The 15338-nt window shown below is 68.0% G+C and carries 15 protein-coding genes, 4 tRNA genes and 1 pseudogene; 13 read left to right on the top strand and 7 right to left on the bottom strand.

Features of this window, described 5'->3' with window-relative positions; genetic code table 11:
* Window positions 1-97: 97 nt before the first annotated feature.
* Window positions 98-1675 (bottom strand): alpha/beta fold hydrolase, encoded by a 1578-nt coding sequence (locus HT102_RS02410; protein ID WP_192037791.1) that lies wholly within the window; start codon window positions 1673-1675, stop codon window positions 98-100.
* 8 nt (window positions 1676-1683) lie between these two features.
* Window positions 1684-2445 carry a pyrimidine reductase family protein gene (locus HT102_RS02405; RefSeq protein WP_333473241.1) on the bottom strand — a complete coding sequence of 254 codons (762 nt, stop codon included), beginning with the start codon at window positions 2443-2445 and terminating at the stop codon, window positions 1684-1686.
* A gap of 34 nt (window positions 2446-2479) precedes the next feature.
* On the opposite strand from HT102_RS02405, the gene zapE reads away from it, so the two are divergent.
* A complete protein-coding gene (gene zapE, locus HT102_RS02400; RefSeq protein ID WP_192037789.1) occupies window positions 2480-3499 on the top strand; it encodes a cell division protein ZapE in 1020 nt (339 codons plus the stop codon).
* A gap of 14 nt (window positions 3500-3513) precedes the next feature.
* On the opposite strand, the gene HT102_RS02395 is transcribed toward zapE, so the two are convergent.
* The 4 genes from HT102_RS02395 to HT102_RS02380 all read right to left on the bottom strand — a co-directional run bounded on the left by HT102_RS02395 (window position 3514) and on the right by HT102_RS02380 (window position 4338).
* The gene (locus tag HT102_RS02395) at window positions 3514-3975 is read right to left on the bottom strand and encodes a GNAT family N-acetyltransferase (RefSeq protein WP_225443156.1); all 462 of its coding nucleotides are present in this window, start codon (window positions 3973-3975) and stop codon (window positions 3514-3516) included.
* Between the two features lie 103 nt (window positions 3976-4078).
* Window positions 4079-4153, bottom strand: a tRNA-Val gene (locus tag HT102_RS02390).
* A 16-nt stretch (window positions 4154-4169) separates the two neighbouring features.
* Window positions 4170-4240 (bottom strand) — tRNA-Cys (locus HT102_RS02385).
* A 25-nt stretch (window positions 4241-4265) separates the two neighbouring features.
* Window positions 4266-4338: transfer RNA gene (locus tag HT102_RS02380), tRNA-Gly, on the bottom strand.
* Between the two features lie 563 nt (window positions 4339-4901).
* Between HT102_RS02380 and HT102_RS02375 the strand changes: the two genes are divergently transcribed.
* A tRNA-Val gene (locus HT102_RS02375) sits at window positions 4902-4973 on the top strand.
* A gap of 99 nt (window positions 4974-5072) precedes the next feature.
* On the opposite strand, the gene HT102_RS02370 is transcribed toward HT102_RS02375, so the two are convergent.
* Complete coding sequence (locus HT102_RS02370; RefSeq protein ID WP_192037787.1) at window positions 5073-5270, bottom strand: CsbD family protein; 198 nt, start codon at window positions 5268-5270, stop codon at window positions 5073-5075.
* Between the two features lie 248 nt (window positions 5271-5518).
* On the opposite strand from HT102_RS02370, the gene HT102_RS16105 reads away from it, so the two are divergent.
* The 11 genes and pseudogenes from HT102_RS16105 to pdxT all read left to right on the top strand — a co-directional run bounded on the left by HT102_RS16105 (window position 5519) and on the right by pdxT (window position 15313).
* On the top strand, window positions 5519-5641 hold the full coding sequence (locus tag HT102_RS16105) for a hypothetical protein (RefSeq protein ID WP_269902737.1): 123 nt from the start codon (window positions 5519-5521) through the stop codon (window positions 5639-5641).
* Window positions 5638-6096, top strand: coding sequence for a TIGR02611 family protein (locus tag HT102_RS02365; protein ID WP_225443059.1), 459 nt, complete (start codon window positions 5638-5640; stop codon window positions 6094-6096). Before HT102_RS16105 ends, HT102_RS02365 begins: the two co-directional genes overlap by 4 nt.
* A 171-nt stretch (window positions 6097-6267) precedes the next feature.
* Window positions 6268-8325, top strand: a complete 2058-nt coding sequence (gene thrS / locus HT102_RS02360; RefSeq protein ID WP_192037786.1) for a threonine--tRNA ligase — start codon at window positions 6268-6270, stop codon at window positions 8323-8325.
* Between the two features lie 21 nt (window positions 8326-8346).
* Window positions 8347-8874, top strand: a complete 528-nt coding sequence (locus HT102_RS02355) for an HIT family protein (protein ID WP_192037785.1) — start codon at window positions 8347-8349, stop codon at window positions 8872-8874.
* A 104-nt stretch (window positions 8875-8978) separates the two neighbouring features.
* Complete coding sequence (gene pgsA / locus HT102_RS02350) at window positions 8979-9620, top strand: phosphatidylinositol phosphate synthase (RefSeq protein WP_192037784.1); 642 nt, start codon at window positions 8979-8981, stop codon at window positions 9618-9620.
* Window positions 9617-10522 (top strand): phosphatidylinositol mannoside acyltransferase, encoded by a 906-nt coding sequence (locus HT102_RS02345; RefSeq protein ID WP_192037783.1) that lies wholly within the window; start codon window positions 9617-9619, stop codon window positions 10520-10522. Before pgsA ends, HT102_RS02345 begins: the two co-directional genes overlap by 4 nt.
* Window positions 10522-11658 (top strand): glycosyltransferase family 4 protein, encoded by a 1137-nt coding sequence (locus tag HT102_RS02340; protein WP_192037782.1) that lies wholly within the window; start codon window positions 10522-10524, stop codon window positions 11656-11658. Before HT102_RS02345 ends, HT102_RS02340 begins: the two co-directional genes overlap by 1 nt.
* A 9-nt stretch (window positions 11659-11667) precedes the next feature.
* A pseudogene (locus tag HT102_RS02335) lies at window positions 11668-12753 on the top strand (NUDIX hydrolase).
* 98 nt (window positions 12754-12851) lie between these two features.
* A complete protein-coding gene (gene pdxS, locus HT102_RS02330; RefSeq protein ID WP_408611288.1) occupies window positions 12852-13772 on the top strand; it encodes a pyridoxal 5'-phosphate synthase lyase subunit PdxS in 921 nt (306 codons plus the stop codon).
* A 39-nt stretch (window positions 13773-13811) separates the two neighbouring features.
* The gene (locus HT102_RS02325) at window positions 13812-14636 is read left to right on the top strand and encodes an acyl-CoA thioesterase (protein WP_192037780.1); all 825 of its coding nucleotides are present in this window, start codon (window positions 13812-13814) and stop codon (window positions 14634-14636) included.
* A 56-nt stretch (window positions 14637-14692) separates the two neighbouring features.
* Window positions 14693-15313 carry a pyridoxal 5'-phosphate synthase glutaminase subunit PdxT gene (gene pdxT / locus HT102_RS02320; RefSeq protein ID WP_192037779.1) on the top strand — a complete coding sequence of 207 codons (621 nt, stop codon included), beginning with the start codon at window positions 14693-14695 and terminating at the stop codon, window positions 15311-15313.
* The last annotated feature ends 25 nt before the right edge of the window (window positions 15314-15338 follow it).

The following is a 15338-nucleotide window of genomic DNA, read 5'->3' as shown; positions in this document are numbered from 1 at the left end:
GTGGTCAGGGGAGTTCGTGACGTCAACTGTGAGGGAAACACGCAGGTAAACTACCCCAAGTCGGACGTGCTTCGCTGCATGACACCCAGTGGCGGGGTCATCGGGGGCAGGTCGTCGCAGCTGGACCCTGCCCATCCGTGACGAAGAACGCAATCTGTTCTGCCGCGCACGCGGAGTTGATCACCGCGCCATGACCAATGCCCTGCCAGGTCACGCTGGACACGGAGGAACCGTTGGCGAGGAGCTGCCCGCGCAGCTCGCGAATGGTGCCTGCCCCTGATCGCGGATCCCGCGTCCCCTCGAGCAGCATCGTCGGCAACGGTGCCTCGAGCTCGGTGGGGACAAGCTCGATGGTCGGCCAGGACGTGCACAGCAACGTGCGCAGCAGCAACTGATCGCCCACGATCGGATGGTCGATGCGCCACTGCTCCGCGCGCTCCTGGACGTCCGCGGCGGTGGCCCGGGAAAGGGTGTCGCTGCACTGGCCGATGTATTGGCCGTCGGAGGAGGCCGCGGCATGCTGGATCAGGCTCAGGCGCAGCAGCTCCGCGGGCTGCCGGTTGCGTGCTTGCGCGAGCGCACCGGCAAGGGTGTCCATGCGTTGCTCGGCGGTGCCATTGCTGTCGCCGAGCAGCCCGATGGTGGTGCTGATGATCGTTCCTGGGGTGACGAAGCCGAGCCTGCCGGCGCGGGCGTCAGCGATCATCTCCTCGATCGTGGCGATCGGATCGGCGCCGAGCGCGCAATCGGTGGCGGTGCAGTGCGCGGCGAACGCTCCCATCGCCGCCTCGGCGCCCTCGGATTGCTGCTTGGCGCGGGCGAGGTTGTCGCTCCCCGGGATCGAAGGCGGTGTGGCAGGCATCGCCAAGGGCGAGTCGAGGACGAGCCGCGAGACGTTCTCCGGGAACAAGGCGGCGTAGGTGAGCGCGAGCGTCGCGCCGTCCCCGGACCCGACGAGGGCGAGCCTGTCGAGCCCCCATTCAGCACGCAGCAGCTCGAGATCCCGTGCTGCGTTCTCCACCGTGAAGAACGTCTCCATCGGCTCGAGCTGATCGGTGCAGGAGAGCGTGGACTCCCGGCTGATCCGGGCGACCGCGGCGGTGCGGTCCGCGATGTCCTCGGCATCGCGCGTCAGGTCGATGTGCTCCTCGATCAGCCCCTGGCTGAGGCAACTGATCGGCGTGGAGCGCCCGGTGCCGCGCCGATCGACGGCAACCACTGGGCGGGAGGCGATCAGGGGCGAGGAGTCGGCGGCCATCGTCGCTAGGGCGCGGGAGGATGCTTGCGCGGTACTGGTGGTCAGCACCAGCGGCGCGGCGTCGATCGGCGTCCCCTCGAGGCGGGCCCGCGCGAGGCCCAGCTCGATCGGCTCGCCAAGCCTGCCGGAGTGATCAACGGGAACGATGAGGGTGGCGCAGTCGAGCTGGACGCCGGGTGGCAGCGGCGGCAGCTCATGCGTGGCGGTTATCTCGCCGCCGCACTCCGTCCAGGCCAGGTCGCTGTCCGGTACCGACAGGCCTGGGGGAGCGACTGGACCGTCCACGCTGCCTGCGGCTGGCGCCGCGCCCCGATCGATCGCGAGCGGCGGGCGCTCCGAGGGGACCGAGCCGCACGATGTGACCAGCGCGCAGCTCGCGACGAGTGCCACCGCGATCAGTGAATGCCTAGTTGGCACGATGCTCCCTACTTCTCCTGGTCCGCGCGCGCCCATCGCGTGAACAATGATCCGTCGCCGTCTGCCAGGGTATGCGCGAGCCGCATCCGGTGCGCCACAGCCGTCGTGTCCACCGCGATCCGTGGCGCGTCCCCGCCCACGAGCACGGGCGCGATGGTGAGGCATAGCTCGTCCACGAGGTCATGGCGCAGCATCGCTCCGAGCAGGGACGGCCCGCCCTCGCACAGCATGCGCCCGAGACCCCGCTCCCGCAGCGCCGCCAGCACATCGCCCGGGTGCACCGCATGCCCCTCGCGGGGCTCGAGCTCGATGACGTCGCCGCCCGCGTCCCGGAGGCGCTGCTTCCTACCGTGGGCGGCCTCGCTGCTGGTGAGCACCATCGGCGGCACCTCGGTGCTGGTGAACAAGGTGTGCTCCGGGTCCAGGTCGGCCCGGCCCGTCACCACAGCGATCGGGGGTACCGGCTGCTGGCCCCGCTCGACGCGCAGCTGCCGCGCTCCGGAATCGATCCGTGCCCCGGAGTAGCCCTCGGCGCGCGCCGTGCCCGCGCCCACGATCACCACGTCCGCGAGCTCGCGCAGCAGCCCGAAGATCTTCTTGTCGAGCGGACTGGACAATCCAGCCGACGCTCCGTCGATCATCGCGGCGCCGTCGATGCTGGAGACGAAGTTGACTCGCAGGCAAGGACTCTCGGGATACTGGTAGAGCCGTGGGAGGTCCGGCGCGGCGCTCGATGCTGTGAACTGGATCGCAGAAAGGGGAGTGGGCACACTGCCAATCTGCCCACGTCGATAGGATTTGGCAATGACCGCACGCCTTGTCGACCGCAAACCGGTGATCCCCGCCGACCAACTGGTGGCCCAACTGGTGCCGCCCGCGATGTTCAACGAGGTGAGCTTCGACTCGTACATCCCCGATCCCGCGGAACCCTCGCAGGCAGAAGCGGTCGATGCCGCGCGCGAGTTCGCCCGGACCGTCAACCAGAAGCGCAACGGCAAGAAGAAGCTCTTCGGCAAGAAGAACACCGTTGGCGCGGGGCTCTACCTCGACGGTGGCTTCGGCGTGGGCAAGACCCACCTTCTCGCGTCGATCTACCACGAGGTGCCCGAGCCGAAGTCGTTCGGTACTTTCGTCGAGCTCACCCACGTGGTCGGGGCGCTCGGATTCATGAAGGCCGTCGAGGAGCTCTCGGGCCATTCAGTGCTGTGCATCGACGAGTTCGAGCTCGACGATCCCGGTGACACCATGCTCGTCTCGCGCCTGCTCACCGAGCTCGCGGAGCGAGGCGTATCGATCGTCGCGACCTCCAACACCCTGCCCGGCCAGCTCGGCGAGGGTCGGTTCGCGGCCCAGGACTTCCTCCGCGAGATCCGCAAGCTCGCCTCGGTGTTCGAGACCGTGCGCATCGACGGCCCCGACTACCGGCACCGCGACCTTCCCCCCGCCCCGGAGCCGATCTCCAGCGAGGAGCTCGAGGAGCGCGCCGCGCGGACCGAGGGCGCTACTCTCGATGACTTCGATGAGCTGTGCAAGCACCTGTCCACGCTGCACCCCTCGCGCTACGGAAAGCTCGTCGATGGGGTCACCGCGGTGTTCCTGAAGGACGTCCACCCTGCGCAGGACCAAGCCGTGGCGCTGCGCTTCGTGGTCCTCGCTGACCGCCTCTACGACGCGAGCATCCCCGTCATCGTGTCCGGCTCCAAGCTCGACGAGATCTTCACCGAGGAAATGCTCGCCGGCGGATATCGCAAGAAGTATTTGCGCGCCACTTCCCGGCTGCTCGCGCTCTCCCGCTTCGGCGAGCAGGCACGCGCCACGAGCTGATCACGGCGCTATGCTCAGCGGCAAGGGCCGAGCGGGCGCGCGAGGAGGAAATCGTGCTCGGTGCTCGCGCCCACCGCGAAGTCCCGCCTACCGACCTGTATGAACCCGTTGCGCTGGTAGAACGATTGCGCCCGATGATTCTCGTGGTTCACGCCCAGCCAGATGCGCTGCTGGTGTGGGCGGGCGGCGGCGAGCACATGCCGCATCAGGAGCGTGGCGTGGCCGCGGCCATGATGATTGGGCAGCAGGTAGAACTTGCTGAGCTCCGCCGTTCCCGAGGCCTCGCTGATCGCAGGATCGCTGAGGTGGGCGGTACTCGGGTCCGGTGGCGAGTCGAGCGCGAAGAGCGCGTAGCCGACGATGCTCGAGGATTCGCGCAGCACCAGCACGCGATGATTCTCGCTGGCGATGTATCGGGAGAAGTTCTCCGTGGTGAGATGATGATCAACGAAAGCAGCCATGTCCGCCGGGGACATGGCTGCCGGGCATGCAAGAGGGAAGGTGATGGCAGCCACACGACTGACCTCAGCCGCATCCTTCGCAGCTGCATCATCGACCCGCACATGATCGTGAAACATATGGTGCGCGATACTGGGATTGAACCAGTGACCTCTTCCGTGTCAGGGAAGCGCTCTCCCACTGAGCTAATCGCGCGGGAACCTCTGAGAAGAGGTGGAGACGGGAATCGAACCCGTGTGCACGGCTTTGCAGGCCGTTGCCTCACCACTCGGCCACTCCACCGTAGGGGGTCAAGCCCAACCTCTTGAGCGGATGACGGGATTCGAACCCGCGACCCTCACCTTGGCAAGGTGATGCGCTACCAACTGCGCTACATCCGCACGCTCCGCTGCTCCCGGTTCCTTGCAGTCCCGTTTGCCGGTGCGGTTGAGAACATTAGCGGATGTGGGGCTGAGTGACAAATCCAGGGTGGGGCGCTTGCGTGTCGGCCGCCTCGCCGCAGGGAGGACTGCTGGTTAACAGCTGGTTTCGCGGAAGCAGTGCCCGGCGGGGTGGCGGTCGGGTCCGGCTGTGGCCCTTGCGGCGGCCGACCTGGTGGCGACTGGGGCCCGCCCGGGTGGGGCCCGCCCGGGTGGGGCCCGCCCGGGTGCAAACGCGATAGAAACCGTGGAAAAACCCGGCCGATTTCTATCGCGTTTGCCGACTTCCGGTGCTTTTGCCGTCCAGCCGACATCCAGCCGGCATCCAGCCCGCCGTCCAAGCGGCACCGCGGCCGCCGCGCAAACGCCCGCGACCGCATCCCCGCGAGCGTGTTTGGCGAACTCGGGGCCGCGTGCTAATGTTCCACCTCGTTGTCACCCGTGCGTGTGTTTCTGCGCGGCGGATCCTGGTATCCGCGTCACGACCAAGTCTCGTGCCGGGCGAGCAAGCATGAACCTCATGAGGTCCCGTAGCTCAGTGGGAGAGCGTTCCGTTCACACCGGAAAGGTCGCTGGTTCGATCCCAGCCGGGACCACACGATAACCGCACGGAGGAGCCCCGCACCGATTTCCGGTGCGGGGCTCCTCGTGCATTGCGCCCGCGGTGTCGTCCACGGGCGGACGCGGGCTGCTTGCTAGTCGCCCGTTACCTTCTTGGTGGCTTCGTTGGCCTTGTCCTTGACGTTCTCCACGCCCTTCTTGACGCCGGATTCGGCCTGGTCGGCCTGGCCTTCTGCCTTGAGCTCCTCGTCGGAGGTGGCCGAGCCGGCGGTTTCCTTCGTCTTGCCCTTGAGTTCCTGCGCCTTGTTGCTGATCTTGTCTCCGAGACCCATGGTGCTACCTCCAGGGTTTGGTGCTTGATGGACACGATGCCCGCGCGCCATGTCACGGCACGGGAGCACCGATGACTCCAGTGTTGCGTCGTTGGCCCAATAGGGCCACCCGGTATGACCGTAATCGGGTGAATGTCTGAAATACCCTGTTCGCTGGGGGAGAACCCAGGTAAAGGGAGGGCCAATCTATGGGGCTCCTTGCCACGAACTCATGGCGTGATGCAGTCCTGGCGCGGCAGAATGAATCCATGAGCCATCAGCCCATGCGCGCCGTGGCGGTGCCAGCGCCCCTGCGACGCAGGGGAGCGGCCGGGTGCCCGGCGCTGCGTGCCGGTGGTCCCGGGCCGGGGAAGGGACTCGGCGCGGGATGACCCAGACCAAGGAACGGCAATCCGTGGCGATGTCGCGCCGGCGATACCTCGCCACCAGATCCGTAGCGGCGATGCGTGCCGTCCGGGCACAGTTCAAGCGGCATCCGCTCGTTGCCTTGGCCTACAAGGTCACGGTGGGGGTGGTAGGCGCGGTTGTCCTCGTGATCGGCGTGATCGCTATTCCCTATCCGGGGCCGGGGTGGCTGATCGTTTTCACCGGCCTGGGGATTCTCGCCACGGAGTTCGCGTGGGCCCGCCGGATCCTGCATGAGGCCCTGGAGCGCTACCGGGTGATCATGGCCTGGTACAAGCGCCAGCATGGTGTTGTTCGCGTCGCCGGGGCCGTCGGGACGTTTGTCATCACCGTGGTCACGCTGTGGTTCGTGGGGGCGATCGGTCTGATGGCCGGTTGGTTCGGGTTCGACCAGCCATGGCTCGGCGGACTCCTTCCCTAGCGAACCGGTAGTGTGGTAGCGCCATCGCCGTGAAACGCGGGAGCGGCGGAGCCTCGCTGCTCCTGGGCCGCGACCGCGACGGCTGGACCGCAATCGCTGCCGAGCGCCATGCCTGGCGCGGGGTATTACGAGGCCCTCGCGGAGGGCCCCAAGCACAAGGAGATCCCTGTCGTGACCACGCCCGCTGATCGAGATGCCATCGCCCGAGTCCTGGTGCCGGCGGGCACGGCGGCGGGCAAGGCGATATTCGAGGCCGGCCTGCCCACGAAGGGCGCGGAGGGGATCGTCGTGGTCAAGGATGCCGAGGGGGCTCTCCGGGACCTCTCGTGGATCCCGGACGAGGACGTTCAGATCGAGGCTGTCCCGGCAGCGTCCGACGAGGGCCGCATGGTCATCCGGCATTCGTGCGCGCACGTGCTCGCGCAGGCCGTGCAGCAGGAGTTCCCCGAGGCGAAGCTCGGTATCGGCCCGCCGATCCGCGACGGCTTCTACTACGACTTCCAGGTCGATCGCCCGTTCACCCCGGAGGACCTCACCAAGCTCGAGTCGCGGATGCGCAAGATCATCAAGCAATCGCAGCGCTTCTCGCGCCGCGTGGTCGAGTCGATCGATGACGCGCGCGCCGAGCTGGGGAGCGAGCCGTTCAAGCTCGAGCTCATCAACGACAAGTCCGGCATCGACGATCCCGAGGTGATGGAGGTCGGCGGCGCCGAGCTGACGATCTATGACAATCTCGATCCGCGCACTGGCGAGAAGGTGTGGGCGGACCTGTGCCGCGGCCCGCACATCCCCACCACCAAGCACATCCCGGCGTTCAAGCTGACACGAAGCTCGGCCGCGTACTGGCGGGGCGACCAGAGCCGCGAGGATCTTCAGCGCGTGTATGGCACCGCGTGGGAGACCCAGGAGGCGCTCGATCAGCATCTCGAGCTGCTCGCCGAGGCGGAGCGGCGGGATCATCGCCGGCTGGGCAACGAGCTCGACCTGTTCAGCTTCCCCAACGAGCTGGGCTCGGGCCTGCCGGTGTTCCATCCGCGCGGCGGCATCATCCGCAAGGAGCTCGAGGACTACTCGCGCAAGCGGCACATCGAGGCAGGCTACGAGTTCGTCTACAGCCCGCACATCACCAAGGGCGATCTCTTCCAGGTCTCGGGCCACCTCGATTGGTACAAGGACGGCATGTTCCCCGCGATGCACATCGACGCGGAGCACGATGAGGACGGCGCCCTGCGCAAGCCGGGCCAGGACTACTACCTCAAGCCGATGAACTGCCCGATGCACAACCTGATCTTCCGGCACCGCCACCGCTCCTACCGCGAGCTGCCGCTGCGCCTGTTCGAGTTCGGCTCCGTGTACCGCTACGAGAAGTCCGGCGTGATTCACGGCCTGACCCGGGTCCGCGGCATGACGCAGGACGATGCGCACATCTACTGCACCAAGGAGCAGATGCATGACGAGCTGACGAATGTGTTGAACTTCGTCCTCGATCTGCTCAAGGACTACGGCCTCGATGACTTCTACCTCGAGCTCTCCACCAAGGATCCCGTCAAGTACGTGGGCAGCGACGAGGCGTGGGAGGAATCCACCAGGACCCTGGAGGAGGTCGCGCAGGCATCGGGCCTCCATCTGGTGCCCGATCCCGGCGGCGCCGCGTTCTACGGCCCGAAGATCTCCGTGCAGGCCAAGGACGCGCTGGGCCGCACCTGGCAGATGTCGACCATCCAGCTCGACTTCAACCTGCCCGATCGATTCGATCTCGTCTACACCGCCGCCGATGGAAGCCGCCAGCGTCCCGTCATGATCCACCGCGCGCTGTTCGGCTCCATCGAGCGCTTCTTCGGCGTGCTCACCGAGCACTATGCGGGCGCCTTCCCCGCCTGGCTGTCGCCGGTGCAGGTGGTGGGCATCCCGGTGGCCGAGGACCATCAGGATCACCTGTTCGCCGTGGTCGATCAGCTCAAGCGGCAGGGCATCCGGGCCGAGGTCGATTCCAGCGATGAGCGGATGCAGAAGAAGATCCGCACCCACACCACGCAGAAGGTGCCGTTCATGCTGCTCGCCGGCGGGCGGGACGTCGAGGCGGGCGCGGTCAGCTTCCGCTTCCACGACGGCACCCAGCTCAATGGCGTGCCCGTGTCCGAGGCCGTGGACGTGATCAACCGCTGGGTCGGCGAGCGGATCAATGCTGCACCGAGCGCCGAGGCCATCCGCGAGCGGCAGGGCGCCTGAGTGCACGCTGATGACCTAGCCATGACCGACAGCGGGGTGGGGGATCCCGATCACCTGGATCGCATCTGGACCCCTCACCGCATGGCCTACATCGCCGAGGCCACCGGGCCGAGCCCGGACGAGGGTTGCCCATTGTGCGCGATCCCCGGCAAGTCGGATGAGGACGGCCTGGTCATCGCGCGCGGCGCCGCGGTGTATGCCGTGCTCAACCTCTTCCCCTACAACCCCGGCCACCTCATGGTCGTGCCCTACCGCCACGTGGCGGACCTCACTGACCTCACCCCCGAGGAGGCGGGCGAGCTCACTGAGTTCACGCAGGCTGCCCTGCGGACCATCCGCGAGGTTTCTCGGCCGCATGGGTTCAATGTGGGCCTCAACCTCGGCGGCGCGGCGGGGGGCTCGCTGTCCGCGCACCTGCACCAGCACCTGGTGCCGCGCTGGGTCGGCGACGCGAACTTCATCACCGTCACCGCGGGCACCAAGGTCCTGCCGCAGTTGCTGCGGCAAACCCGCGCGCTCCTCGCGGAGTCCTGGCCAGCTACCGGCTAGGCGGCACGAGTTGGCTTCCCGCGGTGCGCATCATCGCGCCGCGGGCGCGCGCACCGTATAGGCTCGGCGGCAGGAAACCTCACGGAAACAGGGAACAGGCAATCATGCTCAGTGTGTTCGGTAGGCCCTCGGTATCGAAGGTCACCGCCCCCATCGGGCGCGCCCTGATCCGGGCTGGCCTGAGCCCGGATGTCGTCACCATCGCCGGTACCGCGCTGAGCGTCGCGGCCGCGATCATCCTGTTCGCGCGTGACCAGCTGTTCTGGGGCGCGATCATCATTTCCTTGTTCGTCCTGCTCGATCTTGTCGACGGGGCCATGGCGCGCGCGCGAGGCGGTGGCACCGCGTTCGGCGCGGTGCTCGACGCGACCGGTGATCGGATCGCCGACGGCGCGATCTTCGGGTCGCTGGCCTGGTGGGCCGCCTATCACGCGGAGTCGCCTACTTTGGTGATCGCGACGTTGATCTGCCTGGTCGCCTCGCAGGTCGTCTCCTACGCGAAGGCGCGGGCCGAGGCTAGCGGACTACGGGCCGACGGGGGCCTCGTGGAGCGCTCGGACCGGCTCGTGATCGTGCTGCTGGGCGCCGGGTTCACCGGTATTGGTGTCGGGTTCGCCATTCATCTCGCGATGTGGCTGCTCGTCGTGGGCAGCATCATCACCGTGGTCCAGCGAGTGCTGGTGGTCCGGCGCTCCCCGGGGGCGACAACCGTCGTCCCGTTCACCGACGGAGGGGATGCCACGTGACGTTCTCCGAGACGACCGCCGACCTCGCCTACGCCTCCGGGTGGCGGCTCGTCCGCTCCCTGCCTGGTGCGGTGGCCGACGGCCTGTTCAACGCCGGCGCTGACTACGCGAACCGCAACGGCGGCCCGGCACAGCTGCGCCGCAACCTCGCTCGCGTCATGGGGGTACCCCCGATCGCCGTGCCCCATGTGCTGATGCGCTCCGCCATGCGCTCGTACGCCCGGTACTGGCAGGAGGCCTTTCGCCTGCCGTCGATGGATCTCGCCGCGACCGCGCGGGCCATCGATGCCAGCGTGATGGGCCGGGAGAATCTCGACACGGCTCTCGCGCGGGGCAAGGGAGTGGTCGCGGCACTTCCGCATAGCGGCAACTGGGACCTTGCTGGAGTCTGGCTGGCGCAGACCCACGGCCGGTTCACCACCGTCGCTGAGCGGCTCAAGCCCGAGTCGCTTTACGAGCGGTTCGTGGCCTTCCGGGAATCGCTCGGCTTCGAGATCGTTCCAGCCACGGGGGGCGAGGTGCCGCCCTATCAGGTTCTCCGCGAACGCCTCGCCAGTGGTGGAATCGTGTGCTTGATGGCCGATCGGGACCTCACTGCCAGCGGCATACCGGTGGACTTCTTCGGCCAGCGCACCAGTTTTCCCGCCGGCCCCGCCCGGCTCGCCGCGGAGACCGGGGCCGCGCTGCTGCCCGCGCACTGCTGGTTCACCAGCAAGGGGTGGGGCTTCAAGGTCGAGCCCGAGATCGACATGGCAGCCGGAACGGCCCGAGCGACCCAGCAGCTCGCCGATGCGTTCTCGCTGAACATCGTGCGCCACCCCGCGGACTGGCACATGCTGCAGCCGCTGTGGTGGGAGGACCTCTCGGCCTCGCGCCTCGAGCGGATGGGGGTGGCCCACTGATGCGGATCGGCATGGTATGTCCGTACTCATTCGATGTTCCCGGCGGCGTGCAAGCGCACGTCGTCGAGCTCGCGGGCGTGCTCATCGAGATGGGCCATGAGGTGAGCGTCCTTGCTCCCGCCACCCCGGGAACGGACCTCCCTCCGTACGTGGTGTCGGCAGGCCGGGCGGTGCCCATCCCGTACAACGGCTCGGTCGCGCGCCTGCGCTTCGGTCCGGTCACCTACCAGCGCGTGCGCAAGTGGTTGCAGGACGGCCAGTTCGACGTCGTGCACCTGCACGAGCCGAACGCGCCCAGCCTGTCGATGCTCGCGCTCAGCCTCGCCGAGGTGCCGGTGGTGGCCACGTTCCATACCTCCACCACCAAGTCCTTGATGCTGAGCACCGTCCAGCCCGTGCTGCAGCCCCTGCTCGAGAAGATCAACGGCAAGATCGCCGTGTCCGAGCTCGCGCGGCGATGGCAGATCGAATCGCTCGGCTCCGATGCGGTGGAGATTCCCAACGGGGTGCGGGTGGGCTTCTTCGCCACCGCCCGGCCCTTCGAGGGATATCCGCGCCCCGGCAAGACCTTGCTCTTCCTCGGTCGCTACGACGAGCCGCGCAAGGGCATGTCGGTGCTCGTCTCCGCGCTGCCCTCGATCGTGGAGCGCCACCCTGACCTCGAGGTCATCGTGGTCGGTCGCGGCGACGAGGCTGCCTTGCGCGCCGAGCTCGGGCCACTGGCCAGCCACTTCCGGTTCCTGGGACAGGTCAGCGACGAGGAGAAGGCGTCGGCGTTGCGCAGCGCGGACGTGTATTGCGCACCGAACCTTGGCGGCGAGAGCTTCGGCATCGTGCTCGTCGAGGCGATGGCGGCGGGCACCCCGGTGGTGGCGAGCGAGCTCGATGCGTTCCGGCGCGTGCTGCGCGACGGCCGAGCGGGATGCCTCACCAAGCTCGATGATGGTGCGAGCCTCGCGCACGGCATCGACCGCGTGCTCACTGATCGGGACTATCGGGACCAGCTCGTCGCCGAGGCGAGCGTCGCTGTCCTGCACTACGACTGGAGCGTCGTCTCCCGCCAGGTCCTGCGCGTGTACGAGGCCGTCATCGGTACGGGCACTCCGGTGCCGCGCTCGCTGGCGCGGAAGAGCTAAGGGGGAGCCGTGCTGCCAATCTGGGTGCTGCTGCTCGCGCTCGCGCTGGCCATCGTGGTCGTGCTGGTCGTGGCGTGGCTACTATCCACTGCAAACAGGCTCGATCGGCTCCACATCCGGTACGACAAGGCGTGACAGTCCCTCGACGCCTCGCTCGCTCGCCGTGCCGTGGGGGCGCGGGCGATCGCCCAGGCGCTCGACGAGCCCCGCATAGCCCGCCTCGCCGACCGCGCGGAGCGAGCAGGCAGGGATGCCCGCGAGGATGCGGAGAACCAGCTGTCCGGGGCTTTGTCGCAGGTGATGATCGAGGACCTGTCCTCGCCGCTCGTTGCTGAGCTTGCCGATGCCGAGGCCCGCGTGATGATCGCGCGGCGCTTCCACAATGATGCCGTCGGCGACACGCGGGCACTGAGGCAGCGCAGGCCGGTGCGCTGGCTCCGGCTGGCCGGCACCGCCCCCCAGCCGCGGTTCTTCGACATCATCGAGCGTGAGTTCGTGCAGCCGGTGGAGCATCTGCGCGCCACCGTGGCTCGGGGCGTCGCGCCCGAGCACGGCCCCGATGGCGCCATCACCGGCAGCGGAGCGCAGGCATCCGCGCCGCCGCGGCGGGAATCCGCGCGCGTCCTGCTGCTCGATGGCGCGGGCAGCGTTCTTCTCGTCCGCGGTACCGATCCCGAGGATCCGGGTCCAGCATTCTGGTTCACCCCTGGCGGTGGGATCGAGGCCGACGAGGATGTGCGGGCCGCCGCGCGCCGGGAGGTCGCTGAGGAGACGGGCCGGGCGCTCGCCGAGGAGGAACTGATCGGCCCGGTCTGGGATCGCACCGAGGAGTTCACGTTCAATGGATCGGCGATGCGCAGCGAGGAGAAGATCTTCGTGTCCCTGACGGGCCGCTTCGAGCCCGTGCCCTCCGGGCTCACCGAGCTGGAGACACGAGCATTGCTGGGGTTCCGCTGGTGCGACGCGGCCGCGATCCGCGAGCTGTGCGCGGAGGGGGAACAGGTGTACCCGCGGGAGCTCGCCGGTCTCATCGCCGAGGCAGAGGGCGTCGCGTCCGGGCGGGTGCCGCTGCAGCCGCCGCGCACCATCCAGTAGCGGGGGAGGGTCCGGCTTCGCGCCACGGGCCGCTCCCTCCTAGGATGGTGGGGTTAACAGACCACCCCTTGATGGCCTTATATGCAGGAGTGACTTTCGTGAGCGCATCCCCTTCAAGTCCCACTAACTCCGCCGAGCATGCGACCGGCACCGCGCGCGTCAAGCGCGGCATGGCGGAAATGCTCAAGGGCGGGGTGATCATGGATGTCGTCACCCCCGATCAGGCGAAGATCGCCGAGGACGCGGGTGCCGTCGCGGTCATGGCGCTCGAGCGGGTGCCCGCCGATATCCGTGCCCAGGGCGGCGTGGTGCGCATGAGCGATCCCGACATGATCCAAGGGATCATCGACGCCGTGTCGATCCCGGTGATGGCGAAGGCGCGCATCGGCCACTTCGTGGAGGCGCAGATCCTGCAGAGCCTCGGCGTGGACTACATCGACGAGTCCGAGGTGCTTACCCCTGCCGACTACGCCAACCACATCGACAAGTGGCAGTTCACCGTGCCGTTCGTGTGTGGCGCGACGAACCTGGGCGAGGCGCTGCGGCGCATCACCGAGGGCGCGGCGATGATCCGGTCCAAGGGCGAGGCCGGCACGGGAGACGTGTCCAATGCCACCACCCATATGCGCGAGATCGGCGGCGCGATCCGGCGCCTGGGCGCGCTGAGCCAGGACGAGCTGTTCGTCGCGGCGAAGGAGCTGCAGGCGCCGTATGAGCTGGTCGCCGAGGTCGCCACCACGGGCAAGCTGCCCGTCGTGATGTTCACCGCGGGCGGCATCGCGACCCCGGCGGACGCGGCGATGATGATGCAGCTCGGGGCGGAGGGCGTGTTCGTGGGCTCGGGGATCTTCAAGTCCGGTGATCCGGTCAAGCGCGCGGCGGCTATCGTGAAAGCCACCACCTACTTCGACGATCCGGATATGTTGGCCTCGGTCTCGCGTGGTCTCGGCGAGGCGATGGTCGGCATCAACGTCGATGACATCCCTGTCTCGCACCGCCTTTCTGACCGCGGCTGGTGACCCAGCACCACTGATCACGATCCAATAGGAGAGGGCATCATGGCCACCATCGAGGAAGTCCTGGATGTCGAGCAGATCGAGAAGGACATCTTTCGCGGCGAGCCCGTGGAGACCCTGCTGCACCGGACCTTCGGTGGCCAGGTTGCCTGCCAGTCGCTGATCGCGGCGGTGCGCACGGTGGACCCCGCGTTCACGGTGCACTCGATGCATGCCTACTTCCTGCGCCCGGGCAAGCCGAAGATGCCCACGGTGTACCTCGTGGACCGGATTCGCGAGGGACGCTCGTTCTGCACCCGGCGCATCCAGGCCGTGCAGGATGGCGAGGCGATCTTTGTCATGTCGGCGTCCTTCCACGTCGGTGATCCCGGCATCGAGCACAGCGATGTGGTGCCGCCGGTGCCCAACGCGGAGGACCTGCCCGATCCCGCGGACGTGCCGGAGCTGAAGGACCGCTGGGAGCTCCGGGAGTGGTCCAACTGGGACCTGCGGATCGTGCCGCCGGACCAGACCGAGCTGCACCCGAGGCTCGCGTCGCAGCAGCGGGTGTGGATGCGCTACCGGGGCAAGATCGCGGACGACCCCACGGCGCATGTCTGCGCGCTCGCCTACATGAGCGACATGCTGCTGCTCGGCTCGTCGCTGGGGCCGCACCCCAAGGAGCGCTCGCGGGTGCAGCTCGCCTCGCTGGACCACGCCATGTGGTTCATGCAGCCATTCCGGGCCGATCAGTGGCTCCTCTATGACCAGACGTCGCCGTATGCCGGCCACGGGCGCGCCCTGACGCAAGGGCGCATCTGGGACGCGGAAGGCAGGCTCGTGGCCGCCGTGGTCCAGGAGGGCCTGACCAGGCTGCCGCGGGACTGACTACCTGGCTGACCGCTGTTTCGACATTCGCCGGGCAACGACCTACTCTGTCGCGAGTGGAATCCCGACTCGTCATAGGTGTCCTGTCGCTGCAGGGCGATGTCCGCGAGCACATGCATGCGCTCGAAGCGGTGGGGGCGGAGCCAGTGCGGGTGCGACGCGCGACGGAGATCGATAGCGTTGATGGACTGGTCATCCCCGGCGGCGAGTCGACGACGATGAGCCGCCTGCTCACCGTGTTCGACCTGTTCGATCCGTTGCGCGCGGCGCTGGCCGAGGGGCTTCCCGCGTATGGCTCCTGCGCCGGGATGATCATGCTGGCCTCGACCGTTCTCGACACGCGCCCGGACGCGGTGAGCCTGGGGGCGATCGATATCACGGTTCGCCGCAATGCCTTTGGCCGCCAGGTGGATTCCTTCGAGGAGGACCTGGCAATGAACGGCATCGAGGGTGAGCCATTGCGGGCGGTGTTCATCCGGGCCCCGTGGGTCGAGGAGTGCGGTCCCGGCGTGGAGGTGCTCGCCACCGTGCAGACCGGACCGGCCGCGGGACGGGTGGTCGCGGTCCGCCAGGGGCCGGTGATGGCCACCTCGTTCCATCCGGAGGTGACGGGTGACCGTCGCGTGCATGGCTTGTTCGTCGACAGCGTGCGGAACAATGCGGGTCGGCCGGGGTAACATTCCCCACGCCAGCCAAGTCCTC

This window comes from Lolliginicoccus lacisalsi (assembly GCF_014841105.1).
GTDB lineage: Bacteria > Actinomycetota > Actinomycetes > Mycobacteriales > Mycobacteriaceae > Lolliginicoccus > Lolliginicoccus lacisalsi.
This window is presented reverse-complemented; position numbering and strand designations above follow the sequence as displayed.